This is a genomic window from Streptomyces sp. NPDC007875 (genome assembly GCF_042868035.1).
GTDB classification, from domain to species: domain Bacteria; phylum Actinomycetota; class Actinomycetes; order Streptomycetales; family Streptomycetaceae; genus Streptomyces; species Streptomyces antimycoticus.
Map to the genome: position 1 here is coordinate 1 of NZ_JBIADZ010000027.1, position 23,583 is coordinate 23,583.

A 23,583-nucleotide genomic window follows, 5' to 3' on the forward strand; every position below is an offset into this window, starting at 1 on the left:
TGCAGATCGTTCGCGACCAGGGCGTCGAGCGCCTCCTGGGGGAACCGGGCCCCCTCGTCGACCTCTGCGGCGAAGGGGGCTATCTTCGCCTCGGCCAGCGAGCGGACGGCGTCACGGAGCATGTCATGCTCCTCGGACGGGCGATACAGGTCGAAATCCGACACGTACTCTCCTAAGACATGGCACTCAGTACCCTCATTATGCATGTGGAGTGCCACGCCAAAAGGGAGTCGGTAGTTTCGTGCCCATGAATGACCAGCACGATGGAGCAGGGCGGGGCGGGGAGAGCGGCCCCGCAGCCACAGACGACCAGGAGAAGGTCCCCATCAGGGACCTCCTCGTGTCGGCCGCCTTCGAACTCTTCACCGAACGCGGCTACGACAGCACGACCATTGACGACATCGTGCGCCGCGCCGGCGTGGGGCGCCGCTCGTTCTTCAGGTACTTCCCCACCAAGGAGGAAGTCGTCTTCCCCGATCACGAACGAGCCCTTGCCGACATGGTTCGCTACCTGGAAGAAGGCGCCCAGGACCCCGACCCGGTCGGTCGCGCCTGTGGCGCCGCCCGGCTCGTCATGCGTATGTACGCGGAGAACGCCGAGTTCTCGGTGAAGCGGTACGCGCTCACCCGTAAGGTCGCGGCGCTCAATGCCTACGAGACGTCCGTGGTGCGGCGCTACGAGCGCGCCCTCGCGGCCTACCTCAAACGCCGGTTCGCGACATCGCCGGACGGCGACGTCCGCGCGTACACGGTCGCCGCGAGCGTCGTGGCCGCACACAACTTCGGCCTGCGCGCCTGGCTGCGCTCCGGAGCCCGCGGCGACGCGGCCGCAGGCGTGGACCAGGCACTCGACCTCGTCCATCGCACATGGAGCGACACTGGCGAGACTCTCGTCCTGGTCACGAAGAGCAACACCCCGAGGTGGCAGATCATCCAGCGACTTGACGAAGTATTGCGGGAAGAACAGAGAGGGAACCAAGTTCCCTGAAGTAGGGTACTTAGTGCCCTGAACCATAAGCGGCGGAGTACACCCCTCAGCCCCGCCCGGCTCGATCGCGGGCGGGGTGCCGCCCTGCCGTCACGGTGAAACAATCGCCAGATAGCTTTGTCATTGCTCGATGACATCCACCAATGACATGCAGCCGTGCGAGTGTCCGGAGGAATCCCAAGCGCCTCCGCAGCCGCGCGGGGCGTCCCCCGATACTGCTGCCCTCGCTGATGTTCACGGCCCTGTCGGTGTCCGTGATCAGCACACTGGGGGCGCCGATGGTGCCGACCATCGCCCGCGAACAGCACGTGTCCCTCAGCGCCGCCCAGTGGGTCCTGACCGTGACACTGCTGGCCGGGGCGATATCCGGCCCCGTCCTCGGCAGGCTCGGGGACGGGCCGCGCCGGCGCGGGGCCATCCAAGGAGCCCTGGCCGGTGTGTTCGCCGGAAGCGTCCTGGCGGCGATGGCTCCCATATTCGGGCTGCTGCTCGTGGGACGCGCCCTGCAAGGTCTCGGGATGGGCCTGATGCCGCTCGCCATCGCCGTCGCCCGCGACCATCTTCCAAAGGAGCGCATGCGCTCCGGCATCTCCTCCCTCTCCATCACCACATCGGTCGGAGCGGGACTCGGCTACCCCGTCACGGGGATCATCGCCCAGCATCTCGACTACCGTGCGGGCTTCTGGTTCGCGGCGCTCCTCAGTGCCGTCGCTCTGGTGGTGGTGTCGTGGGTGGTGCCCGTGGGTTCATCGGTTCCGCGACGTCCGCTCGACGTGGCGGGGGCGGCGCTGCTCTGTTCGGGGCTGGGCGTGATCCTGCTGGCCCTGAGCCAAGGTGTGGCCTGGGGCCTGTCCTCGGCCGCCACCCTCGGGTGTTTCGGTGCGGGAGTCGTGGTGCTCGCCCTGTGGGTGCTGCAGGCCCTGCGCGCACGGCACCCTCTGGTCGACATCCGGCTGATCCGCAACCGCGCGGTCCTGGCCGCCAACACGACGGCCCTGCTCATGGGCATCGGCATGTACGGCGTGCTGTCCCTGGTCAACCTCTACACCCAGGTCCCCGCCGCTGCCGGATACGGCTTCCACCTGTCCCTCACCGCTGCCGGCCTCGTCCTGATGCCGTTGTCGCTGGGCAGCCTCACGGCGAACCGCGTCGCCTCGGCTCTGGTGGCGCGGGTCGGGCTCTACCGCGTGCTTCCGCTGGGCGCACTCGTGGTCTGCGTCGACCTCGTCCTGCTCGCCTTCTGTCGCGACCACGTGGCCGTCCTCGTCCTCGGCACGTTCCTGCTCGGCAACGGCGTGGGGGCGGCGTACGCGGTCATGCCCCTGCTCATCGTGCGACACGTACCGCCCTCCGAAACCGGAAGCGCCACCAGTTTCAATCAGGTACTGCGAACGGTCGGCGGCTCCATGGGCAGCGCCGCCATTTCCGCGATCATGCTGGCCTATACTCCGGCCGGCGGCGACCTGCCCCGCGGCACCGCCTACACCACGGCCTTCCTGGTGACCGCGGCCGCGTCCTTCCTCGGTGTCATCGCCGCCGTCGTCCTTCCGCCGCGCCGAAGCACCGGGTCCGATGCGGTGCCCGCCGTGGCGGCAGGGGGTCCGGCCGTGGACACACGGCCGACGGGACCCGGTCGGGTATCGTCCGCCGTGGTTCCCCGCAGTGACGGGAACCAGGCCGGAAAGGACGTTTGATGGGCTCGGAGACGGATCGCTCGCGTGGCAAGAAGCGAGACTCGGACGCCACGCGTGCCGCCTTGCTCACCGCCGCCCGCGATCTGTTCGGCCGCCACGGGTACGAAGCCGTGACGCTGAAGGACATCGGTGAGCGCGCTGGTGTCGACGCCTCTTTGATCGCGCGGTACTTCGGCAACAAGGCCGCCGTCTACAGGTCGGCCGTGGCCGAGGACAGCCGTGAGGTCAGCGCCCCGGCGGAGACTCTGGACCTGGGAGCCTTCACCGCGTACGCACTGCACCGAGCGGACCGCAGAGGGGCACCGGGGCCGCTCGTCCAGGCTCTTCTCTCCCGAAGCAGCGCCCCGGAAGTACGCGCCTCCGCGGCCGACGAGATGCGCACCCGGCTCATCTCACCTCTCGCCAACCGACTGGCGGCAGAAGGCGCCGACGATCCCGTCGGCCGGGCCGAAGTCCTGATCTCCTGCCTCATCGGCGTCATCGCGCTGCGTTCGAGCAACCTCTTCGACGGGCTGTCGGCCATGAGCCCCGAGGCGATCGGTGCCATCCTCGAGGCCGCCGTGCAGGCACACACGGAGCAGGCTCCGCACGGCCCATAACCCTCCGTCGAGAAGGAGTGGTACGGCCTGACCCCACGCCACGAGCGCTGTCCACGACGCTGGTCAGGGCTGTGTGCGCGGTTGCTGTTCGCGCTTGGTGTCCGGGTGCTTGACGAGCTGGGGCGCGGCGAGGTCGAGCAGGGCGTCGAGGTCACCACCGTCGAGGGCCTGGCCGAGGGCGACGAACTCCACCCGCTGCAGGAGGCGTTCACCGATCAGGACGCAGGCAGCCGTCGGCGTACCCCTCTCCCGCGTGGACGGGCGCCTGAAAGTGACAGGGCAGGCGAAGTACGCCGCCGACCATGAGCCGGACGGCGTCGTGCACGCCATCGTGGTCGACAGCGGCGTCGCCCGAGGCCGGATCACCGGCATCGACACCCGCGCCGCCGAAGCCCAGGCCGGTGTGCTGAAGGTGATCCACCACCGCAACGCCCCCAAGCTGCCCTACCGCGACAACCCGGGATCGCTCAACCTCCCGGGGGAGCGGCTGCGCGTCTTCCAGGACGACCAGGTCCACTTCCACGGCCAGCCGGTCGCCGTCGTCGTGGCCACCACCCTGGAGGCCGCCCAGCACGCCGCGAGCCTGGGGAAGGTCGGCTACGACGCCGAACGGCCCACCACCGATCTCGCCGATGCCCCGGCGACGGGCGACAGCTACTCCGGAGCACTACGGGCAGGGGTGGGAAGGCGGCCGCCGAGGAGACTGCCCGTGCCCGGCACGTGCGGGGGCAGGCCGAGTTCGGTGAGGATGCGGTACGCCGTGGCGGTGGCTGCGGACAGGACGGGCAGGCCGACCGCGTCCTCGGCCGGCTGGATCGACGGCAGTGACGGCATCTGGACGCATGCCGACAGTACGAGAGCGTCGGCACGTGACAGGTCCAGGCGTCGCCAGTGGTCCAGCAGATCCGCCGGGTCCAGCCGGGCGACGGCAAGATTGTCCGGTACCTCCAGGCTCAGCGCGTCCACGACCTCGATGCCCGCGTCCTCGATGTAGTTCGCGACCAGCCCTGTGAGCGGCTTCATATAGGGCGTGATGATCGCGACCCGCTTGGCCCCGAGTGCCTTGATGCCGTCGAGAAGGGCACCGGCGCTGGACACCACGGGTGCCTGTGCGCCTTGGGCTCGCAGCACCGTGGTGATCTCGTCCTCCGCCGTGCAGTGGTACCCCGCGCCCTGGGCCATGATCGCGACGAGACAGGCTGTGGCGACCACGTCCGGCCGTGCGTCGGCGAGTTCCAGCGCGGCACGCTCGGTCTGCGCGTTCATGGCGCGCAGTTGCTCGGGGGTGACATGCTGCATGCGCATCCGGCTGCTGTGGAACACGAACCGGTCCTCGGGGACTGCCGACTCGCGCAGCCGCAGAATCCGGGGCAACTCCTTTTCCATGGTGAGGTTCGAGCTGGGCACGATCAGGCCGACGTGGTGATCGGTCACGGAATCCTCCGGTTGTCCGGTGTACGGGGCCCGCCGACGTCCCGGGGCCCGTTCCGTGGCCTGCCGTGCCACGGCGGTTCACCCGTCCTGGGTCAGTTGCTCCCAGTGGTCGGCGAGGGATGCGAGCAGATGCGTGATGTCGTCGCGCTGCTGTGGTCCGTACGGCTCCAGGAGCTGTTCGTCGAGCAGGCGGGCGCGGCGGTTCGCGTCGTCGAGGGTGCGTTTGCCTTCCTCGGTCAGGTAGAGCAGTTTGCGCCGGCCGTCGTCGGCGGCCGTTCTGCGGACGATCAGGCCGCGCTTCTCCAGTCGGCGGGCGACGTCCGTCATGGTCGACGTATCGAGGGCGACCGCTGACGCCAGCGATCGCTGGTCGTGCCCCGGGCTCGCGTCCACGACCTGGAGCACCGCGAACTGCGGGCCGGTCAGGAGCGGGTCGACCGCCCTGATCCAGACGGCGAGGTATGCCTGGTACAGGCGCCGGACCTGGTACCCGGGCGCGGTCGTCAGCGCGGCGGGTGGCCGGGGCCGCGCGGACGTCGAGGGTGCGGTTTCGTCAGCCATGGCGCCTACTTAAGCACGCCGTGTCATCGCCCCGGCACGGGGATCGAGCGGCTGGGAATCGAGGGGCCACCGGTCAGGCGAGCATCGAGCGCAGTGCTTCCCGCAGACTCGCGAGGGCGGCGGGAGGATTGTCCCAGAACAGCATGTGGCCGGCGTCCGGTATCCGGCTCAGTGAGGCCGTGGGGTTCTTCCGGGCCGCCTCTGCCGCGCCCACCTCGGTGACGACGGGGCTGTCCGCGCCGTACAGCAGCACCGTGGGGCCGGGTACGGAGGGCCACCAGTCGAAGAAGTCCTCGCTCTCGAAACCGCGGTGGGTGGCCTTGATGGCCTCCTCGCCGCAACTGGACAGCCAGCGGGCCCGCAACTCCAGCTCCCGGTGCGGCCACCGTGGCCACGCCCCGGCCACTTCCTCGGCGGTGGTGCCGCGTACGGCCTGGGCCAGCTGGTCCAGGAAGGCGTCCACGGGGGTCGGGTAGGGTCCGCGCTCCGGGCCGCTCATGGGCGGGTCGCCCAGCACCGTGCCCCGGAGCGGGACCTTGTTCCGCGCCGCGGTGACCGCGGCGATGCGCGCGCCCATGGAATGCCCGAACAGCACCGGCCGGTCGAGCCCGAGCCGCATGACGACGGCCTCCGTGTCCTCGGCGTACTCCTCCAGGCCATAGCCGCCGCCATCGTCGGACAGCCCGCGCCCGCGGACGTCGACGACCACCGGACGCACGAGGTCGGTCAGCTCACGCACGACGAAGTCCATCGTGATCGCGGGACTGGTGATGCCGGGCAGGACCAGGAGCGGGACACCAGTGCCGCCGTAGTCGAGGACGTGCAGGCGGGTGGCGCCCGAGTGCACCCAGCGGCTCGTGGCGGGCACATCGGCGAGATCGGCGAGCGCGCTCTGCGGCAGGCGGCGGGCAGCCGGGGACGGGTACGGGGTCATGCGGCCTCCAACGGCGGGTGGTGCGGGTAGGGCAAGGTCATGACGCTGCTACGGGGAGCGCCGAGAGGTAGGCGATGGCGTCCTCGAGGTCGATCACGTCGCCGTACTTGGCCTGGATGTCGAACAGGTTCGCCTCATGAGGACCGGCCGCGCGGTCGCCCACGCATTCGCGCGGAACCAGCACCGAGAACCCGGACTGCACGGCGTCGACCGCAGTGGCCCGCACGCAGCCGCTGGTCGTCGCCCCGCAGACGAGCACGGTGTCGCGGCCGAGCCCGGTCAGCAAGGAGGCCAGCGCCGTGCCGAAGAACGCGGAAGCGCCCTTCTTGGCGATCACGTGGTCCCGTGCCCCACGCGGCAGCCGTGGATCGATCGTGACTTCCTCGCTGTCCTCGACCAGGCCTCGCATGCCTCGCGCCTTGTGCAGCCAGGTCACCGCGTCTCCGGTCGCCTCGGCCGCGGTGTAGGCAATGGTCGTGAACACGACCGGCACTCCGGCGGGACGGCCTGCCTCGATGAGCGCGGACGTCGCAGCGACCACCTCGGTCAGATCGGCCCCCGACGGGAACCGGTCCTCGGTGAACCCGCGCGTCAGATCGACCACGACGATCGCCGGCCGGTCGCCGCGCCGGACCGGCGCTCCGAAGCCCGCCCGTTCGTAGGTGCGTTCCGTGTCCTGCCCGTACTGCGCGTCGCTCACCACGACCTCCGCAGGGTGCGCAGTTCGCGTGACTGGGCGCGCATCCGGCCGACGAGCCAGCCCTGGACGAGACCGAGCGCGAACGCCCCGGCGACCATCCCGTACTTGGCGGCGGCCGGGCCGAACACCATGGACAGGCCGTCGAGTTCGGGTTGCCGAGCGGGAGCGGCAGGCGTGAAGACGGGGTGCGCGGCGGCCGGAGCGGTGGCTGAAGGGGCGGCGGGCACCGCGGACAGCGGACCGGGTTGCCCGGCGGCATGGTCCTGATCGAGCAGACCGGCCAGGTTCTGCGCGAACTGCCGCAGGATCCGCTCCGACACGGCGCCGATCGCGCCCTTGCCGAACTGAGCGATCTTGCCCCGGATCACCAGATCCGTGGCGAGCTGGAGCAGCGCGCCCTCGGGTGCGCCCAGCACATCGAGGACGACTTCGGCCTCCGCGTCGCCGCTTCCGTGCGTGTCGGCGCCGCGGGCGTGGACGCGCAGCCGCCGGTGCTCGGAGTCGACTTCCAGGAAGCGGACCGTGCCGGCGTACGCGGCCGTGATCGGCCCCACCTTTACCTTTACGCTGCCCTTCCAGGTGTCGCCGTCCTGCCCTTCGAGCGCGGCGCCCGGCATGCACGAGGCGACCCGTTCGACGTCGTTCATCAAGGCGAAGACGTCATCGGGTGAGGCTTTGACCGGAATGGAGTTGGTCAGCTGCATAGGTCAGTTCTCCTCGCTGTGGCACGCCCGCGTGCAGGCCCGGCGGCGGGCCGTCGCACAAGCGTCGATCGCCTCGACGATGGTCTGGTAGCCGGTGCACCGGCACATGTTGGCGGCGACGACCTCCCGGATCTCCTCCTTGGTCGCCTCGGGCCGCTCGGCGAGGAAGCCCTCGGCGAGCATGAGGAACCCCGGTGTGCAGAAACCGCACTGCAGGGCGTGGTGCTCGCTGAACGCCCGCTGGAGGTCGCTCAGCCGGTTGCCGTCGGCGAGGGATTCCACCGTACGGATGCGGGCGCCCTCGGCCTGTGCCGCGAACATAAGGCAGGCACGTACGGGCCGGTCGTCGACGAGCACGGTGCAGGCGCCGCAGATGCCGTGCTCGCACCCGACGTGGGTTCCGGTCAGGCGCAGCTCATGGCGGAGCACGTCGACGAGGGTGCGGCGGGCTTCGGTGATCACCTCGTGCTGCTCGCCGTTGACATTCAACGCGATGAGCTGTGGCTCCCGCGGCGTCATGAGGGTGTCATCGGTCATGGAACGGGCTCCGGGTTCAGGGCGCGGTGCACGGTCTGTGGCGTGATGGGAGTGTGGTCGAGTTCGGTGCCGGTGGGGCACAGTGCGTCGTTGACGGCATTGAGGACGGCGGCGGGCGCCCCGATGGTGCCGCCCTCTCCGGCGCCCTTCGCTCCCGTGGCGGTGAACGCGCAAGGGGTCTCAAGGTGGTGGATCGACACCTCGGGGATCTCGTGGGCCGTGGGCACCTTGTAGTCCATGAAGCTCGTCGCCGACGGCTCGCCGACCGCGTCGTAGGTCACCTCCTCGTACAGGGCACCGGCGATGCCCTGCGCGATCCCGCCCCGGCACTGTCCCTCCACGACCTGCGGGTGGATCGCGACCCCGCAGTCCTCGACGCACACGTATCGCAGGATCTCCACCTGCCCGGTGTCCTGGTGGAGCTCGACGACCACACCGTGGGTGGCGTTGGAGAACGTGCCGTCGTTGAAGACGTCGAAGGTGGCGGTCGCGGTCAGCCCCGGTTCGATGTCCTTGGGCAGCAGGTCCGCCCGAAGGTAGGCGACGTCGGCGATCTCCTGGTGGGTGAGCACGTCACGGGCACCGTCGCCGCCTCGGCGGCGCACCTGGCCCTCCCCCAGCTCCACCTGCTCCGGCTCGGTGTCCCACAGGGCGGCGGCGATGGCGCGCAGCTTGTCGCCGAGTCGCTCGGCGGCCAGGCGTACCGCACTGCCGCCGACGGTGATGGACCGGCTCGCGAAGGTGCCCCAGCCGTAGGTGACACGGTCGGTGTCGCCCTGGTGGAGCCTGACCCGGGCGATGTCGAGGCCGAGTGCGTCGGCGACGATCTGCGCCATTGTCGTCTCGTGGCTCTGCCCGTGGCTCATCGTGCCGGTGGTGACCGTCACCGCGCCGCTGGTGTCCATCCGTACTTCGGAGATGTCGAAGCCCGGCACCACCTGCATCTTGCGCTGCGCGAAGGCCGAGGAGCCGTATCCGGTGCGCTCGCTGAAGCAGGCGTAGCCGATGCCGATGTGCCGTCCTTCGGCCGCCGCCGCGGCCCGCGTGTCGTACCAGCCCTCGTCCCTGACGACCCGCTCGCACAGGTTCAGGGACTCCAGGTACGAGCCGGGGTCGTAGGTGATGTTGTTGACGCCCGTATAGGGGAAGTCGGTGATGACGTTGCGGCGGCGGATCTCCACCGGGTCCAGGCCGAGTTCGCGGGCGGCGCGCTCGAAGAGCCGCTCGACGACCATCACGTACTGCGGGCGGCTCACACCCCGGTACGGTGCGGTCGGCGCCTTGTTGGTGGTGATGGCCCGGCCGCGGACCCGGTAGGCGGGCACCTTGTACACCCCGGGCATCTCGGCGGACGCCATCAGCGGCTCGATGCCCGCGGTGAACGGGTAGCAGGAGTAGGCGCCCATGTCGCACACCACGTCCGCGTCGAGAGCGAGGATCCGGCCGTCGGCGTCGAAGGCGGCGCGCGCCCGGTAGTGCTGCTCGCGGGCGAGAAAGGACGCGGACAGGGCGTCCTTGCGGTCCTCGATCCATTTCACCGGCCGCCCGAGTCTCAGCGCGGCCGCGGCGGCCGCGATCTCCTCGCGTCCGACCACGCACTTCTGGCCGAAGCCGCCGCCCATGTCGGGGACCACGACCCGCACGGCTCGCTCGTCGAGGCGCAGGCAGCGTGAGGCGACCGTTCTCACCTGGTGCGGGACCTGGGTGCAGGTCTGGAGGAGAAGTTGTTCCTCGCGGTCGTCCCAGTGCGCCACGGCGCCGCGGGTCTCCAGCGGCAGCGCGTTCTGACGGCCGGTCGTGACGTCCACCTCGACGACGCGGTGGGCCGCGTCGAAGATGTCGTCGATCCCGTCGGTCGCGAAGAGCGAGACGTCCACGAGGGTGTTGCGGGCGGCCTGGTCGTGGACGAGCATCGCGTCGTCGGCGAGCGCCGTCTCCTCGCCGAGGACCGGTGGCAGCGGGGCGTACTCCACATGCGCCGCCTCCAGGCCGTCCTCTGCGGCGTAGGCGTCGAGGCCCACGACGATCGCGAGGGGCTCCCCGACATAGCGGACCTTGTCGCGGGCGAGTACCGGCATGGCGGTCGGCACGAACTGTGACCGGGGCCGTCCCAGCTGAGCGGTGATGTCTCCGATGGCCAGGTCGTCCGCGGTGAACGCCGCCACGACGCCCGGGACGCGGCGTACCGCCGACAGGTCCACGGACACGATCTCGCCGTGCGCGACCGTGCTGCGCACGAACTGCGCGTGCAGCATGCCGGGCAGGGCGATGTCGTCGACGAACCGGCCGCGCCCGGACACCAGCCGCCGGTCCTCCCGGCGCGGGACCGACCGGCCCACCAGCGGCCGCCCTCTTTCCTGACGTGTCATCGGGACATCGCCTCCTCACAGGCGCGCCGGACCAGGGTCCGGACCAGTTCCTTGCGGTAGCGCGGGCCGCAGGACGCGTCACCCGGGGGGTCGGCGGCCGCCGCCGCGGCGGACGCACAGGCGTCGAAGGAGCCGCCGCCGGTCAGCACCGCCTCCGCCTCCGGAACGCGGATCGCCGCTGCCGCCACACCCCCCAGCGCCACCCGGCCGCCGCGAACGGCGCCGTCCACGACGTCGAGGTCCACGGCTGCCGCCACGATCGCGAAGTCGCCACGTCGCTCGGCGAACTCGGTGAGCGCCGCGTGCGGCGCCGTCCGTGGGAAGACGATCTCCACCAGGAGTTCGTCCGGGGCGAGGGCGGTCGTGTAGTAGCCGAGGAAGAAGTCCCCGGCCGCGATCGCGCGTTCGCCCAGCGGGCCGCGTACGACGAACTCGGCGTCCAGGAGCACCGCGAGCAGACACCATTCGGCGGTGGCGTCCGCGTGGGCCATGCTGCCCCCGACCGTGCCGCGGGTACGGATCGGCAGATGCCCGATCCAGGCCATGGCCCGGCGCAATACTTCGAAGCCCTGCGCGAGTGTGCCCGCCGGGTCGGTCTCCACGGTGTGGTGGGTGGTGAGCGCCCCGATCCGCAGGGCGCCGTCGGCATCCCGGTGCATGCGGTCGAGCTCCCGGAGGCCGCCGATGTCGACGAGGTGGTGCGGACGGGCCAGCCGGAAGTTCATCATTCCGACCAGGCTCTGTCCGCCCGCGATGGCCTTGGCGTCGTCACCCAGCTCGGCCAGCAGCCGGACGGCGCCGGCTACGTCACGGGCCCGGTGATACTGAAAGGGCGCGGGCTTCATGGGTTTCCTGTCCTCCCTTGCGTGGGGGTCGCCCCGTGTGCGGTTCCGTGCATGTCCCGGCGGCCTAGACCACCGTCTGTTCGCGGACCGCGCGAGGGTCCTGAGCCCGGACGTCCGCGGTGTCTTCGTCCAGCGCCCGGCCCTTCGTCTCCGGCGCCGCGATGGCCATCCATATGACGGCGACCAGCACCGCGAGTCCGAGCACGGCGAACGTCACGGCGAGCCCGAGCGCCGGCCACATCACCGACCCGAACAGCAGCGGCGCGAACCCGGTGAGTGCCCGGCTGACCGAGGAGGCCCAGCCGAAGCCGCTGGCCCGCAGAGGCGTGGGGTACAGCTCGGAGACGTAGGCATACATGGCGGGGATGGTGAGCTGCATGACGAAGCCGAACACGGCGATCGCCACGACGGACCCGGTCGGCGCCCTCATCACCAGCGCGAACACCACCAGCGCGAGGGTGGCGACCGGAGCCGAGATGCCGATGAGCCACTTGCGGCCGACCACGTCCACCAGGGCGGTGGAGACGAGGACGCCGAGGATGCCGACGCCGCTCATCACGGTGGTGTTCATGAAGGTGGCGGTGTCCCCCAGGCCCTCCTCCTTGAGGATGGAGGGCATCCAGCTGAGAGCCGCGTAGTACACGAGCATCACGGTGGCGAACAGCGACCAGGCCACGGAGGTGACGCGCGGGCTGTGCGCCCATATGTCGCGCAGCTGCTCCACGGCGGCGGTCACACCGCGCCGGCCGGTCCCGGCGACGGGCTCCGGGATGACATACGGCTCGGCCGGAGCGCCGGTACGGGCGACGAGGTCGTCGATGACGGCCCTGGCCTCGGCCTCGCGTCCCTTCTTCGTCAGGTAGACCGGTGACTCGGGGATGCCCCGGCGCACCCAGAACAGCAGGAGCGCGGGCAGCACCATGGTCGCCAGCATCCAGCGCCAGTTGCCGTCGAGGGGGAGCATCACCGTCGAGACGAGACCGCACAGCGTCACACCCACCGGCCACCACAGGTCGAGCGCGGTGAGCACCCGGCCGCGGTACGCCCGCGGCGAGAACTCACCGACCAGGGCGTAGTCGACGGGGATGCAGCCGCCGAGCCCCACACCCGCGAGGAAGCGCAGGGCCAGGAAGAGGGGGTACGTGGGCGCGAGGGCACCCAGTACCGAGAACAGGGCGAAGATCAGCAGCGTGACGCTGAACGCCTTCGTGCGTCCGATGCGGTCCGCGACCGCGCCCCAGGCGATGGCCCCCACGGCCATGCCGACGAGGTTGGCGGTCGCCACGAGCCCGCGCCCGCCGAGCGAGAGGCCGAAGTGCGAACCCAGGAGCGGCATGAGGAAACCGTTCAGGGCGATGTCGTAGGCGTCGAAGAGGTAGCCGAGACCTCCGATGATGAAAATGCGTCCCTGGACGCCCCATCTCCAGGGAAGTTCCTGAACGATCTGATCACCGGTTTTCATGTTCACTCCACGGTGGTCGCGTATCGGGTGCATGCCGCGCCATTGCGGGTGTGGTACGCACAGCTCGGGCGTGCGGGTCGTCAGTGCGCGGGGGCTCCCGCCACTGGCGCTGGGCTCAGCGGGCGAACTGGTAGGAGAACGCCCCCAGATCCGGGTCGTTGAGCGGCGTTCCGCTCCACAGCCAGTCGTACGACACGTCCGACTCGCCGTCGAAGTTCTTGAGCCTTTCGTCCCTGGCCCGCTGCTCCGGGCCGTCGGGCAGGTGGTAGAAGGTCTTGTTCGCGAGCGACGCGTCCTGGACCATCCCGGCGTGCTTGGCACGCCGGTCGACGTAGCGGCGCAGCGCCCCTTCTATGCCGGAGGCGGTGACAGCACCCAGTTCCTCGGCGAGTACGGCCGCGTCCTCCATGGCCTGCGAGGCGCCCTGCGCCTGATACGGGAGCATCGCGTGGCAGGCGTCGCCCAGGAGGGCGACGCGGCCGTCAAGCCATACGGGGTCGCGGCGCCGGTAGTAGAGGGCGAAGGCCAGGACGTCGTCCTTCGCCTTGGACAGCATCGCCGGGACACGGTCGTCCCAGCCCGAGAACGCGTCGACGAGGTCCTGCACGGTGGCGGGAAGCGTCCAGTTCTCGCGGACCGCGTCCGTGCAGGGGACGCACGCCACGACGTTCAGGTAGTCGCCGCCCCGGATCATGTAGTGGACGAGGTGCCGGTCGGGCCCGTACCAGATGGTGCTCTGATAGCGGTCCACGAGCCAACGGGTGGCCGGGTCGGCCGCGATGAGCTCACCGGGGATCAGCGCCCGGTAAGCCATCTCGCCGGAGAACAGCAGCGTGTCGGGGGCGCCCATGAGGTCGCGCACCTGGGATCGGACGCCGTCGGCGCCGATGATCACATCGGCGCCGTAGCGCCGTCCGTCCTCGGTGACCGCCACGGGCCGCACGGGATCGGTGCGGTCCATTTCGACGACCTTGCTGGAGGTGTGGACCGCCACGACGGGCCCGGGGCCCGCCGGGTCCACACAGGCGTCCAGCAGCATGCGGTGCAGATCGGCCCGGTGGTAATGCCAGTACGGGGCGTTGAACTCGTCCTTGCAGCGCTGCCCGAGCGAGGTCAGGCCGACGATCCGGCCGTCCGTCCACCGGCGCCGCACCTGGTCGAGCGGTTCCGTGTGGATGGCCTCCATCTGCCGGCGCAGCCCGAGACCCATCAGGACGCGGCTGGCATTGGGCGCGGTCTGGATGCCCGCGCCGACCTCGCCGAGTTCGGCGGCCTGTTCCAGGACGGTGACCCGCAGGCCGCGGTGGCGCAGCGCCAGAGCGGCGGTCAGACCACCGAGTCCTCCCCCGACGACGGTGACTTCGAACGACTGACTGGACGCCACTCTCTTCCTCCAATGTGCGGGCGCGTCATGGTCTTGTGTGCGGCGCGGCGGTACGGCGGCTCGCCCCGGAGGCGCTCAGCGGTCGGTGAGCGTCCCGGCGGTGACGACCTCGGTGCCGTCCACCGAGACGGTGCAGCCCCGCATGGCGATGTCGAGGTGGGCGTACGACTCGCGGCCCAGGACCGGGTGGGGCCCGGTCGACCACAGGAAGTTCCCCGCGAACGCGCGGGCGTCCATGCCCATCAGCTCGTCCTTGCCGTACATCGCCGTGGCGAACCAGTCGGCCGTACGCATCAGCCCCCAGCCCATGTGGGACAGGCTGCGTGCCCAACGGTCCTGTGCGTCGTCGAAGAACGTCGACAGCATCCGGGCCTCGGCTCCGCCGGAGACCTTCTCGATGTGGCCGTCGGATACCTGAAGCGTGACGGGGCTGCTGACGTACTCCTTGAAGGGCAGCAGGATGTCGCCCTCATCCAGCACGATCTGTCCGTTGGAGATCTCCGGCCAGCACAGCACCATGGTGCTCGGCCAGTGGTCCCAGCGGCCCGGATCGTCGGCGAAGCCGCACTGGAACTCCGGCTTGGCGCCCGCGAGCTGCACGGTCAGGTCGGTGCCCGCGTCCGAGGTGACCCGCATGACGGACGACCTCTTCAGCAGGTCGACGCCCTCCTGCACCTCCGCCTTGTCGGTTGCCTTGGGCATATTGCGAATGAGCACGTCGGGCGCGTCGCAGATGAAGATGATGCGGGTGCCGGCCCGCCGGATCTCCTGCTGTACCGGCGCGTGGATGAAGCCCTCGCGGGTCAGGTCGACGACCAGGTCCGCGGATTTCAGCAGGTCCTGGGCGGTGCTGTCGTTGAGGACGGAGAGCAGCCCGGGGCCCGCGCCGGTGTGTGTGCTCGGCATCGGCGCGGGGCTGCCCCCGGGCACGGTCGCCGCGATGACGTGTGCACCACATGCCTTGGCCGCACCGAAGGCCGCCGACACGTAGTCGCCCCGGCTGCCGGGCTCCGACAGTACGACCACGTGCTCGCCCTCGCGGACCTTGCACAGTCGCAACTCGCGGGTGAAGGCGTCGAGCAGATCGGCGGAAGAGAGATCGAACACGTTTTCCTCCCAGGTCGCTTGCGGTACCGACCGTGGCCTTGCGGTGGCGGCGGGAATGCCGCGGCCAGGCCCTGAAGGCGACGGTCGAGGGGAATGGCGAAGAGCGGGCAGGGCGCGGGGTCCCTCGCCTCACATGGCGAGCAGCGGACTCGGACCGGTTGCGTTGTCCGGCCGACGGAGATAATCCGAACACGTACTATCTCCGCTTGGCAAGGGGTGGTCCCGGAGTTAACACGGATCTTTTCCGGCGACACCGGGGAGGGCCGTCACCGTCACAGCCCTGACCTGCGGTGGAACGTTCGCATCCGACACCACACCGCCTCGGCCCGCGTGTTACATGGATGTGCCCGCCAGGCGCCGAAACCAGAAATGGTTCACCGCGAAGGTGGCCACGGCCTCCGGCCGGCGCCCATCAGTGCCGGTCAGGCGCCGGCATTTCCGTCCTCTCCGTGTCCGCCGCACAACTGTGCGTGCGACCCCGGGTTCGCGGTCAGCCGCTGGAACCGCGGACCACGAGCTCCGGCTTCAGGACGACATCACCGCTGCCGCCGTCGAGGAGGGCGAGGGATGCCTCGACCATGCGCTCGGCGGTCGAGCCCAGGGTGGTGAGCCCCGGCGCGGCGGTGTCGGAGATGTACGTGCCGTCGAAACTCGTGATCGCGTACTCAGCGGGCACCCGTTTACCGGCGTGCTGGAGTGCCGTCAGCAGGCCGAGCGCGACGGTGTCGGCGGTGCAGATGATCGCGTCTGTGGCGCCGGGGTTCGCGAGCAGGAGCTTCGCCGCGTCGATGCCGCTCGCCACTGTGAAGTTCGGCATCTCCAGAACCCGGTCGTCCGGCCCGGCGAGCGCGCGGAACGCGGTTGTGCGTTCGATGCTCGACGAGGAGTCTTCCTGGGCGTCGACCATCAGGATGCCGCGGCGGCCCCGCGCCCGCAGGTGATCCGCAAGCAGGCGGACCCCCGCCGCGTTGTCGAGCCGTACCGACGGCGCTTCGACGCCTCGCGCACGGCGGTCGACCTGCACGACACGGTTGGACCGCGCGAGCTCCGTGATCGCCGCGCCACTCCGCTCGAACGCCGCAGGCACCACGAGTACCGCGTCCACCAGCACACGATCCATGGCGCCGAGTTGGCGCTGCTCGGTCTCCGGGCTCTCGCCCGTGTCGATCGTCACCAGCCGCTTGCCCTGAAGATCCAGGCGGCGCGAATACGCCGACACCAGCTCCGCGAAGTACGCGTTCGCGATCGCGGGAACGACAAGCGCCAGCGAATCCGTCGACTGAATCCGCAGCGCCCGCGCCGCCGCGTTCACCCGGTAACCCAGTTCCTCGCAGGCGTTCCGTACCCGCAACGCCAGCTCCGGATCGACATTGCGCTGAACACCGGACAGCACACGACTCGCCGTCGGCACTGACACCCCCGCGCGCAACGCCACGTCCTTCAAGCCGATGCGCGCGCTCATCCTGATCTCCCCTGACTCCTGCCCGTCGATGCTAACAGGGCGGTCTCGGCGATCCGTTGACGCGGCAGGGGCCAGCGTGCTTAGGTTCGGAAATGCTTTTCCCGACGGCGAGAGTACCGCAGCGTCGCCCGCCACAGGCCCCGGGGGGCGGCGGACGAGTGCTTGTCGTCGGATCGGTGAACCTCTGCCTCGGCCGCACACTGCCGCGCCTGCCGCGCGGAGCCGAGCGGATTCGCACCACCAGGCGCTCGCAGGCGGGCGGAGGCAAGGGCGCGCACCAGTCCCTCGCCGGTCTGCTCGCCCTCGCGCCGGCGACGGCCCCGGCCGCCCCCGGCGCCCCTCTCACCGGCGGATTAGCGGTCCACCCCACCGCTTAGCGGTCCGCCTCACCGCCGTATCCGCATCCGCCGCGACCGCGACGGACGTCACCGCGCACGCCTCACGCGGAGCGGCGTCGACCCCGGACGCGGTCGACGCGCTCCTCGAACGCGAACCCAGGGCTTCCCCGAACTCAACCACCCGCCCCTCCCCACATCGCCATACGTCGAAAGGCGCCCTTCCATGAGCAATGAGGCTCAGCAAGGTCGTAAAGGCACGACCGTCGAATCGAATGGCGTCAATCCCGTTCCGGATGCCGAACGGCGCGGGAAGCCGCGCGGCTTGTTCGCCGTGTGGTTCGCCTGGAACATCTCGATCCTCGGCATCAGTTACGGCATTTTCGTCTTCGGCCTCGGCCTGAACGTCTGGCAGACGATCGTCGCCGGGACCGTCGGCTACCTCATCTCGGCCACCCTCGTCGGCATCCTCGCGGTCGGCGGCCCCCGCACGGGACTGCCGACCCTCGCCCAGACGCGTTTCGCGTTCGGCATGAAGGGCAACAGGATCCCCGCGTTCTTCGCCTACCTGTCCAATATGGGCTGGAAGGTGACAATCATCACCCTTGCCTCGACCACCGGTGCGAACCTGTTCGCGAAGCTGTGGCCCTCGGTGTTCGCCGAGACGGACGGGTCGAGCGCCACGTCCACGATCGTGCTGTGGTTCGTGCTCGTGCTCGCCGTGACGATGGCGGTCTCCGTCCTCGGCCACGAGCTCATCATGAAGGTCGAGGTCTGGATCTCGTGGGTGACCGGCATCATGACGGTCGCGTTCCTCGGATTCATGGTGCCCGAGATCGAGTGGGCGCGCCTCGGTGACACCCCTGCGGGCGGACCGCTGGTGTTCATCGGCGGCATCATCATGGCGATGACCCTCGTCGGCCTCGGCTTCCTCAACTACGGCGGCGACTTCGCCCGTTACCTCCCGCGTGATACCCCGGCGCGCGGCGTGATCAGCTGGACGGTCGCCGGGCTCAGCCTGCCGGTCGTCATCCTTCTCGCCGTCGGCGCGCTTCTCGTCGGCGGGGATTCGAAGCTCGGTGCCGCCACAGCGTCCGACCCGATCGGGGCGCTCACCGCGCTCCTGCCGATGTGGTTCTTCGTTCCGTTCTCCATCGTGATCGTCATCTCGCTCGTTTCGGCCGCCATCACCGGCATGTACAGCTCCGGCCTCGCGCTCATGGCGGTCGGCGTACCGCTGCGCCGCTCCGTGACGACCGCGATCAACGCGATCATCATCGCGGCGGGCGCCTTCTACCTGCTGTTCATCTCCACCTCGTTCCTCGCCACGTTCCAGTCGTTCCTGTCGCTCATCGCCGTGATGATGGGCACCATGGGCGGCATCCAGCTCATCGACTTCATCCGGCAGCGCCGCATGGGCTGGAACACCGATATGGCGAACCCTCGTGGCTACGGCGGCCGCGACGGGCGCTGGACGGCGATTGTGAGTCTGATCATCGGAACCGTCGTCGGTCTCGGCCTCGTGACGAGTTCCGACCCGAACTTCGGAAAGATCACGGGATTCCTCCTCACCGAGAAGGGCCGCACCGGCGTGTTCGGGTCGAGCGGGCTCGGCATCGTCATCGCCTTGACGCTCGGCGCCGCGCTCTACGCGATCCTCACCTTCGGACTCCGGCTGGACCCGAAGCCCGACTACTCGCTCGTGACCGCGGAAGACACCGCTCGCGGGGAGCGCGGGCTGCAGCTACCGACTCCCGACGCGGCCGGCAGGCACGCTGCCGACCGCACGGAACGCTGACCGACCCGTGGCGGCGAGGCCCGCGCGGGTCTCGCCGCCGCTCGAGGAGCTGACCCCCTTGTCCGCACATGAGACCGCGCTGCAGCGATTCCGGAACCCGGACCCGTGGCATGCGCCCGCCGCCTACTGGTTCTGGCACCGGCTACCCGGCAAGGACACGATCCGCGCCCAGGTGCGGCAGATGTACGACGCCGGGATCCGCAGCTTCCAGGTGCAGGCACGGCTGTCGTACCCGATCGGGGATTACCTGGACGACGACTACCTCGCCGCGTGCCGTGCGGCGGTCGGGACGGCCGCCGAGCTCGGCATGGTCGTCGGCATCTATGACGACTACAACTGGCAGACCGGTCACGCTGCGGGCCGGGCCGTGACCGGGCACGACGAGCTGCGCGAACGGCACCTGTTCTGGATACGGATCCCCGCGGGCGCGGGCGACGGCTCGCTCAGCGGGATCCGCTCGGCGACGGAGAACCTCGGCCCGGCCGCGATGAACTGGCACTACGAGGGCGGCGTCGTCGCCTGGACCGACTGGCGGGTCGAGTACGCGCTCGTCGTGGAAGCGGCGCAGGGCGCGGTCGCCGAGCGTCCCGAACTCGTCGACCGCGTGGACGGCGCCGCCGACAGGTGCCGTGTCCGCCTCGTCGAGCCCCTGCCCGACGGCGCGCAGGCGATCGTGTTCGTCTCCGCCCGCTGCGCGACCTCCCGGCTGGTGAACCCCGTCGACCCGGTCGCGGTCGATCGCTTCATCGAGGCCGGCTACCAGCCCTTCGCCGACGCTCTGGGCGACTTCTTCGGCTCCACCGTCGCCTACATGTTCTTCGATCAGCCGCACGCCGTGTACTACGACTGGGCGGAGCGCACAGGAGACCTGCGTTCGGCGATGCCGTTCCACGAGAGCCTGGCCGTCACGATCCGGGAGCGCTGGGGCGGGCGGACCCCCCAGGTGCTCGCCGCCGTGCTCGACGGGGACGACCCGGAGCGGCTGAGCCTCCGCGCCCAGTTCTACGAGCACTTCAGCGGCTACGCGATGGAAACCTTCCTCGGCAAGCTGCGCACCTGGAGCCACGCCCACGGCCTGCTTCAGTCCGGCCATGAAGTCCTCGGGCACGTCGGCGGCTGGGCTCTCGACACCGCGTTCGCGAACTGGGACCTGCGCGTGAACTTCGGACTCGACCACTTCGGCGTGGACGGCTACCGCGACCTCACCGCGGTGGACGCGCAGGACGCCCTGGTGCAGCTCAGCCCCGTGTTCGGCGACTCGGTCGCCCGCCACCACGGCGGCGGCGGGACGATGGTCGAGCAGTACTTCGTCACCCCGCCCGAAGGCGGGACCCCATGGTCCGGCCACTGGGGGCTGACCCTGCAGGAGTTGCGCACCACGGCGATCAACCACCATCTGCAGGGCATGCGACAGATGATCTTCCATGGCTTCTACCAGACACACGGCCATGGAGACGATCACGAGTCGCTGCGGAATCCGCGCTTCGACTTCCCCCCGGGCATCAACTTCGAGCCGTGGTTCACCGATCATCACCCTCGGTTCGCGCTCGAGAGCGCGCGGCTGAGCGAATTCCTCGAACCGGTGTCACCACAGAACGACGTGGCGGTCCTGTACCCGTTGCGCACGGTGTGGACCGCGGGTCAGCTCGGCGAGCAGGCGTCGGCGATCGGCGAATGGGCCCGCGCGCTCACCGAAGCCCGCGTGGGCTTCCACCTCGTGGACGAACGCGATCTCGAGGCCGCCGCTGTGGAGGGGGGCGCGGTGTGCTTCGGGGACCGCCGGTACCGGGTGCTCGTGCTTCCCGCCGTGACCACGCTGCGCTCGGCCCGCTCGCTGCGCCGGCTTCGCCGCCTGGCCGAATCGGGGGTACGGGTGCTCGCGAGCGGCGCGACGCCCGCCGTCTACCAGGAGGGCCCACAGACCGCCGCCGAGGACTGGGCAGACCTCGCCCCGGCCGTGGAGATGTTCGCCACGGTCCCCGAGGAGGCGGTCCTGCGCGGGCTCGTCGCACAGCGTGGGCCGGCCGAACCGACACTTCGCCTCCCCGCCGGCTCGGCGGTGCGCTGGCGCGGCGGCCCGGACGGGGCCGACGGCTTCCGTTTCGCGTGCTTCACCGAGACCGAGGGCACGGTGGAGCTCCTGCTGCCCGACGGGCCCTGGCAGATCGAGGAGTGGGAGGCCGCCGACGGTACCGTGCGCACCCTCGAAGCGGCCGAGAACCCGGTCGCGCTGCGGCTGGAGCAGAACGCGTTGCGCCTGTTGCGTGTGTACCGGGACGCGGAGCCCGCTTCCGGTCGGGCGCACGCCACGGAAGATTCCGAGGCCGCGGCCGGTCACGGCACACCCGAATGGTCGGCGCCGGAGGCACTCGAATCCGGCTGGCTGCTCGAGGTCGCCGAGGACGCGTACGAGGAGGCGGGCACCCGCCGCGACATCGCGGTGACGTGCGGCTGGGAGCGCCAGGGCCTTCCGGCGTTCGCGGGCACCGCCGATTATGTGCGGCAGATCGAGCTCGACGCGCCGGTCCCCCTGGAGCTGACGCTCCCGGCTGTCGCCGGAGCTGTGATCGTGTCCGTGAACGGCGTGCGTGCGGGGGCGCGCGCCTGGGCGCCGTACCGCGTCACGATTCCCGCCGACGCCCTGCGGCCCGGGGGGAACGAACTCCGCGTCCGGGTCGCGCCGTCGGCAGCCAACCGCTACTACGCCGGGACCGGGCTCCGCGCCGGGCCCGAGCCGTGCGGGCTGCTCGCGCCGCCGCTGCTGAGCCACGCGCTCGCGACTCCCGACCTTGGTGCGCCCCAGGACGGTTCCGACTCCGGTCCCCGCTCATCCTCGATCACGGAAGGCTGATCCACCTTGCTCAAAGGACTCGACCCGCTCCTGACCCCGGACCTGCTGTACGCGCTCGCGCGGATGGGACACGGAGACACGATCGCCATCGTCGACAGGAACTTCCCCGCGCACTCCGTGAACGACCGGGTGATTCGGCTGGACGGCACCGACGTCGTCTCGGCGGGCCGGGCAGTGCTCGGACTGCTGCCGCTCGACACGTTCATCCCCGAACCCATCGCGAGGATGGAGGTCGTCGGCGACGCCGCCGCCGAGCCGCCGGTACAGACGGACTTCATCGCCGCCGCCGAGGACGCATCGGGCCGCCCCATCGCGGTGGAGACAGTCGAACGCCAGGCGTTCTATGCGCGTACCCGCTCCGCGTTTGCGGTGGTCATCACGGGCGAGGACAGACCGTACGGATGCTTCCTGCTCACCAAGGGCGTGCTGCCGGAGTTCTCTCCCGAGCGTTGATACCTGCCGCCGAGCCGCCGCCCTCCCCTGCCGAGAAGCTGCGCCAGCGATCCGGGCGAAGACTCTGACGCGAACCCTCGAGACCGCGATCCAGTCGAGCAGGTGCGCTGTCCCGCTCGGACATACGATTCCATCTCTGGCCTGCAGCTTCTCCGCGCAGGGGCGGCGGCCTGCACGGCGCCTGGGATGATCTGTCGATGCCACCGTCGATCGTCACCGCGCTGCTCCGGAACCTGATCAAGGTGCCCGCTGCCGTGCTGCGCAGCCGCGTGGCCAAGGACACGGAAGCCTTGGCGTTGCGGCACGAGAACGCGGTGTTGCGCCGCCAGATCGCCCGAGTCCACTACGAGCCCGCCGACCGAATCTGGCTCGCCGTCCTCTCCCGGCTGGTCCCGCGGGCACGCCGGCGCCACGTATTCGCCGTCACCCCCACCACCCTGCTGGCCTGGCACCGGCAGCTCCTGGCACGGAAAGGGACGTTCCTCCAGCACCGCCGCCCCCGGCAGACCGTCCACCGCGCCCACCGGCAAACAGCGCATCCTGCGCCTGGCCGAGGTGACACCCGTCGCGTACGCCTCGCCGGCGTCACCGAACGCCCCACCGCCGAAAGTGGACCGTCCACCAGGCCAGAAGCCTCACCATGACGCTGGGGTGCCGGATGGACTCCCTGCGCTTCCTCCTCCGGGACCGGGACGTTCGCTACCCGGCATCCTCCGACACCGTCCTGCAAGCCCAGGCTGTCGAGGTCGTCCAGACCGGCGTCCGGATGCCGCACATGGACGCGATCATGGAGCGTTGGGTGGGGTCATGCCGAACTGAACTCCTCGACCGCACTCTCATCTGGAACCACAGCCATCTCCTCCACACACCGCGCGAGTACGAGGCGTTCTACAACGAGCACAGACCTCACGGCACTCTCGCAGGCGCCGCGCCATTCCGCCCCCCTACCCGAACCGATCACCGCCCCCGACCAGCCCGCCCATCTCCGTGCCCGTCGACGCGATCGCCTCGGCGGCCTCCTGCACGAGTACCGACATGCTGCGTGACCAGCACGGACGTAGTACTTACGGCCGCCCGGGGCGCCGTGATGGTGCTCCCACACGGTCTGCGGCGCCGGTATCCCCATCCCCGTCGCCCGCGTCACCGCGGGCAGTCTGCCGACGGCGACCCGGGCACACACCAGAATCGACAGTTATGTGAGGTACACCCTAATTGCGGGTAAAAGACCCTCGTGACCACCAAACCGTGGCGCTCGGTCACACTCGCGCCGGCCGTGCTCGTCCCTCTGGCGGCAGCACACACGGCCGGGGGTGCGGCTCACGCTGAAACCAGCGTGAACAAGATCGCCCACGCGCTGCGGAGCAGT

General features: G+C 70.2%; 21 protein-coding genes and 2 pseudogenes. 9 read left to right on the forward strand and 14 right to left on the reverse strand.

Features of this window, described 5'->3' with window-relative positions; all coding sequences use genetic code 11:
• Positions 1 to 206, reverse strand: a 206-nt coding sequence (locus tag ACFYOY_RS38095) for an acyl-CoA dehydrogenase family protein (protein ID WP_351904807.1), incomplete at its 3' end; no start/stop codon positions are given.
• A gap of 41 nt (positions 207 to 247) precedes the next feature.
• Here ACFYOY_RS38095 and ACFYOY_RS38100 point away from each other — a divergent pair.
• The 3 genes from ACFYOY_RS38100 to ACFYOY_RS38110 all read left to right on the forward strand — a co-directional run bounded on the left by ACFYOY_RS38100 (position 248) and on the right by ACFYOY_RS38110 (position 3,281).
• Complete coding sequence (locus tag ACFYOY_RS38100; RefSeq protein WP_351904804.1) at positions 248 to 988, forward strand: TetR family transcriptional regulator; 741 nt, start codon at positions 248 to 250, stop codon at positions 986 to 988.
• A gap of 230 nt (positions 989 to 1,218) precedes the next feature.
• Positions 1,219 to 2,682: an MFS transporter gene (locus tag ACFYOY_RS38105; protein WP_388592217.1), complete on the forward strand. Its 1,464-nt coding sequence runs from the start codon at positions 1,219 to 1,221 to the stop codon at positions 2,680 to 2,682.
• Positions 2,682 to 3,281 (forward strand): TetR family transcriptional regulator, encoded by a 600-nt coding sequence (locus ACFYOY_RS38110; protein ID WP_351904797.1) that lies wholly within the window; start codon positions 2,682 to 2,684, stop codon positions 3,279 to 3,281. The genes ACFYOY_RS38105 and ACFYOY_RS38110 overlap by 1 nt, the downstream gene beginning before the upstream one ends.
• 63 nt (positions 3,282 to 3,344) lie before the next feature.
• Here the strand turns inward: ACFYOY_RS38110 and ACFYOY_RS38115 are convergent, their stop codons facing one another.
• Positions 3,345 to 3,473, reverse strand: coding sequence for a hypothetical protein (locus ACFYOY_RS38115; protein ID WP_351904794.1), 129 nt, complete (start codon positions 3,471 to 3,473; stop codon positions 3,345 to 3,347).
• A 61-nt stretch (positions 3,474 to 3,534) separates the two neighbouring features.
• On the opposite strand from ACFYOY_RS38115, the pseudogene ACFYOY_RS38120 reads away from it, so the two are divergent.
• Positions 3,535 to 3,924 (forward strand): annotated as a pseudogene (locus ACFYOY_RS38120) (xanthine dehydrogenase family protein molybdopterin-binding subunit); the annotation flags it as partial.
• 11 nt (positions 3,925 to 3,935) lie between these two features.
• Here the strand turns inward: ACFYOY_RS38120 and ACFYOY_RS38125 are convergent.
• The 12 genes from ACFYOY_RS38125 to ACFYOY_RS38180 all read right to left on the reverse strand — a co-directional run bounded on the left by ACFYOY_RS38125 (position 3,936) and on the right by ACFYOY_RS38180 (position 16,780).
• Entirely contained in the window at positions 3,936 to 4,715 is a 780-nt protein-coding gene (locus ACFYOY_RS38125) for an Asp/Glu racemase (RefSeq protein WP_351904791.1), read from the reverse strand.
• A 78-nt stretch (positions 4,716 to 4,793) separates the two neighbouring features.
• Entirely contained in the window at positions 4,794 to 5,276 is a 483-nt protein-coding gene (locus ACFYOY_RS38130; protein WP_351904788.1) for a MarR family transcriptional regulator, read from the reverse strand.
• A gap of 73 nt (positions 5,277 to 5,349) precedes the next feature.
• Positions 5,350 to 6,210, reverse strand: coding sequence for an alpha/beta hydrolase (locus tag ACFYOY_RS38135; RefSeq protein ID WP_351904785.1), 861 nt, complete (start codon positions 6,208 to 6,210; stop codon positions 5,350 to 5,352).
• 37 nt (positions 6,211 to 6,247) lie between these two features.
• Positions 6,248 to 6,910, reverse strand: coding sequence for an isochorismatase family protein (locus tag ACFYOY_RS38140; RefSeq protein ID WP_388592221.1), 663 nt, complete (start codon positions 6,908 to 6,910; stop codon positions 6,248 to 6,250).
• Positions 6,907 to 7,614, reverse strand: a complete 708-nt coding sequence (locus ACFYOY_RS38145) for an SRPBCC family protein (RefSeq protein ID WP_351904779.1) — start codon at positions 7,612 to 7,614, stop codon at positions 6,907 to 6,909. The genes ACFYOY_RS38140 and ACFYOY_RS38145 overlap by 4 nt, the downstream gene beginning before the upstream one ends.
• 3 nt (positions 7,615 to 7,617) lie before the next feature.
• A complete protein-coding gene (locus ACFYOY_RS38150) occupies positions 7,618 to 8,151 on the reverse strand; it encodes a (2Fe-2S)-binding protein (RefSeq protein WP_351904776.1) in 534 nt (177 codons plus the stop codon).
• Complete coding sequence (locus ACFYOY_RS38155) at positions 8,148 to 10,520, reverse strand: xanthine dehydrogenase family protein molybdopterin-binding subunit (RefSeq protein WP_388592223.1); 2,373 nt, start codon at positions 10,518 to 10,520, stop codon at positions 8,148 to 8,150. The genes ACFYOY_RS38150 and ACFYOY_RS38155 overlap by 4 nt, the downstream gene beginning before the upstream one ends.
• Positions 10,517 to 11,365, reverse strand: coding sequence for an FAD binding domain-containing protein (locus tag ACFYOY_RS38160; RefSeq protein WP_351904770.1), 849 nt, complete (start codon positions 11,363 to 11,365; stop codon positions 10,517 to 10,519). The genes ACFYOY_RS38155 and ACFYOY_RS38160 overlap by 4 nt, the downstream gene beginning before the upstream one ends.
• 64 nt (positions 11,366 to 11,429) lie before the next feature.
• Entirely contained in the window at positions 11,430 to 12,827 is a 1,398-nt protein-coding gene (locus ACFYOY_RS38165; RefSeq protein WP_351904767.1) for an MFS transporter, read from the reverse strand.
• A gap of 115 nt (positions 12,828 to 12,942) precedes the next feature.
• Positions 12,943 to 14,211: an FAD-dependent monooxygenase gene (locus tag ACFYOY_RS38170; RefSeq protein WP_388592226.1), complete on the reverse strand. Its 1,269-nt coding sequence runs from the start codon at positions 14,209 to 14,211 to the stop codon at positions 12,943 to 12,945.
• Positions 14,212 to 14,286: 75 nt separating this feature from the next.
• Positions 14,287 to 15,318, reverse strand: coding sequence for a hypothetical protein (locus ACFYOY_RS38175; RefSeq protein ID WP_351904761.1), 1,032 nt, complete (start codon positions 15,316 to 15,318; stop codon positions 14,287 to 14,289).
• Positions 15,319 to 15,808: 490 nt separating this feature from the next.
• Positions 15,809 to 16,780 (reverse strand): LacI family DNA-binding transcriptional regulator, encoded by a 972-nt coding sequence (locus ACFYOY_RS38180; protein WP_351904758.1) that lies wholly within the window; start codon positions 16,778 to 16,780, stop codon positions 15,809 to 15,811.
• 561 nt (positions 16,781 to 17,341) lie between these two features.
• Here ACFYOY_RS38180 and ACFYOY_RS38185 point away from each other — a divergent pair.
• The 5 genes and pseudogenes from ACFYOY_RS38185 to ACFYOY_RS38205 all read left to right on the forward strand — a co-directional run.
• A complete protein-coding gene (locus tag ACFYOY_RS38185) occupies positions 17,342 to 18,913 on the forward strand; it encodes a cytosine permease (RefSeq protein ID WP_351904755.1) in 1,572 nt (523 codons plus the stop codon).
• 58 nt (positions 18,914 to 18,971) lie between these two features.
• Entirely contained in the window at positions 18,972 to 21,764 is a 2,793-nt protein-coding gene (locus ACFYOY_RS38190) for a hypothetical protein (protein ID WP_388592229.1), read from the forward strand.
• A gap of 6 nt (positions 21,765 to 21,770) precedes the next feature.
• Complete coding sequence (locus tag ACFYOY_RS38195; protein ID WP_388592231.1) at positions 21,771 to 22,217, forward strand: RbsD/FucU family protein; 447 nt, start codon at positions 21,771 to 21,773, stop codon at positions 22,215 to 22,217.
• Positions 22,218 to 22,414: 197 nt separating this feature from the next.
• Positions 22,415 to 22,861, forward strand: a complete 447-nt coding sequence (locus ACFYOY_RS38200; RefSeq protein ID WP_351904746.1) for a hypothetical protein — start codon at positions 22,415 to 22,417, stop codon at positions 22,859 to 22,861.
• A gap of 143 nt (positions 22,862 to 23,004) precedes the next feature.
• Positions 23,005 to 23,091 (forward strand): annotated as a pseudogene (locus ACFYOY_RS38205) (hypothetical protein); the annotation flags it as partial.
• Between the last annotated feature and the right edge of the window lie 492 nt (positions 23,092 to 23,583).

Excerpts from the sequence above, each read along its gene's own strand:
- ACFYOY_RS38130 (WP_351904788.1), bottom strand. The coding sequence starts at position 5,276 with ATGGCTGACGAAACCGCACCCTCGACGTCCGCGCGGCCCCGGCCACCC.
- ACFYOY_RS38180 (WP_351904758.1), bottom strand. The coding sequence starts at position 16,780 with ATGAGCGCGCGCATCGGCTTGAAGGACGTGGCGTTGCGCGCGGGGGTG.
- ACFYOY_RS38185 (WP_351904755.1), top strand. The coding sequence starts at position 17,342 with ATGAGCAATGAGGCTCAGCAAGGTCGTAAAGGCACGACCGTCGAATCG.
- ACFYOY_RS38200 (WP_351904746.1), top strand. The coding sequence starts at position 22,415 with ATGCCACCGTCGATCGTCACCGCGCTGCTCCGGAACCTGATCAAGGTG.
- ACFYOY_RS38110 (WP_351904797.1), top strand. The coding sequence starts at position 2,682 with ATGGGCTCGGAGACGGATCGCTCGCGTGGCAAGAAGCGAGACTCGGAC.
- ACFYOY_RS38105 (WP_388592217.1), top strand. The coding sequence starts at position 1,219 with ATGTTCACGGCCCTGTCGGTGTCCGTGATCAGCACACTGGGGGCGCCG.
- ACFYOY_RS38160 (WP_351904770.1), bottom strand. The coding sequence starts at position 11,365 with ATGAAGCCCGCGCCCTTTCAGTATCACCGGGCCCGTGACGTAGCCGGC.
- ACFYOY_RS38135 (WP_351904785.1), bottom strand. The coding sequence starts at position 6,210 with ATGACCCCGTACCCGTCCCCGGCTGCCCGCCGCCTGCCGCAGAGCGCG.
- ACFYOY_RS38150 (WP_351904776.1), bottom strand. The coding sequence starts at position 8,151 with ATGACCGATGACACCCTCATGACGCCGCGGGAGCCACAGCTCATCGCG.
- ACFYOY_RS38165 (WP_351904767.1), bottom strand. The coding sequence starts at position 12,827 with ATGAAAACCGGTGATCAGATCGTTCAGGAACTTCCCTGGAGATGGGGC.
- ACFYOY_RS38155 (WP_388592223.1), bottom strand. The coding sequence starts at position 10,520 with ATGACACGTCAGGAAAGAGGGCGGCCGCTGGTGGGCCGGTCGGTCCCG.
- ACFYOY_RS38145 (WP_351904779.1), bottom strand. The coding sequence starts at position 7,614 with ATGCAGCTGACCAACTCCATTCCGGTCAAAGCCTCACCCGATGACGTC.
- ACFYOY_RS38100 (WP_351904804.1), top strand. The coding sequence starts at position 248 with ATGAATGACCAGCACGATGGAGCAGGGCGGGGCGGGGAGAGCGGCCCC.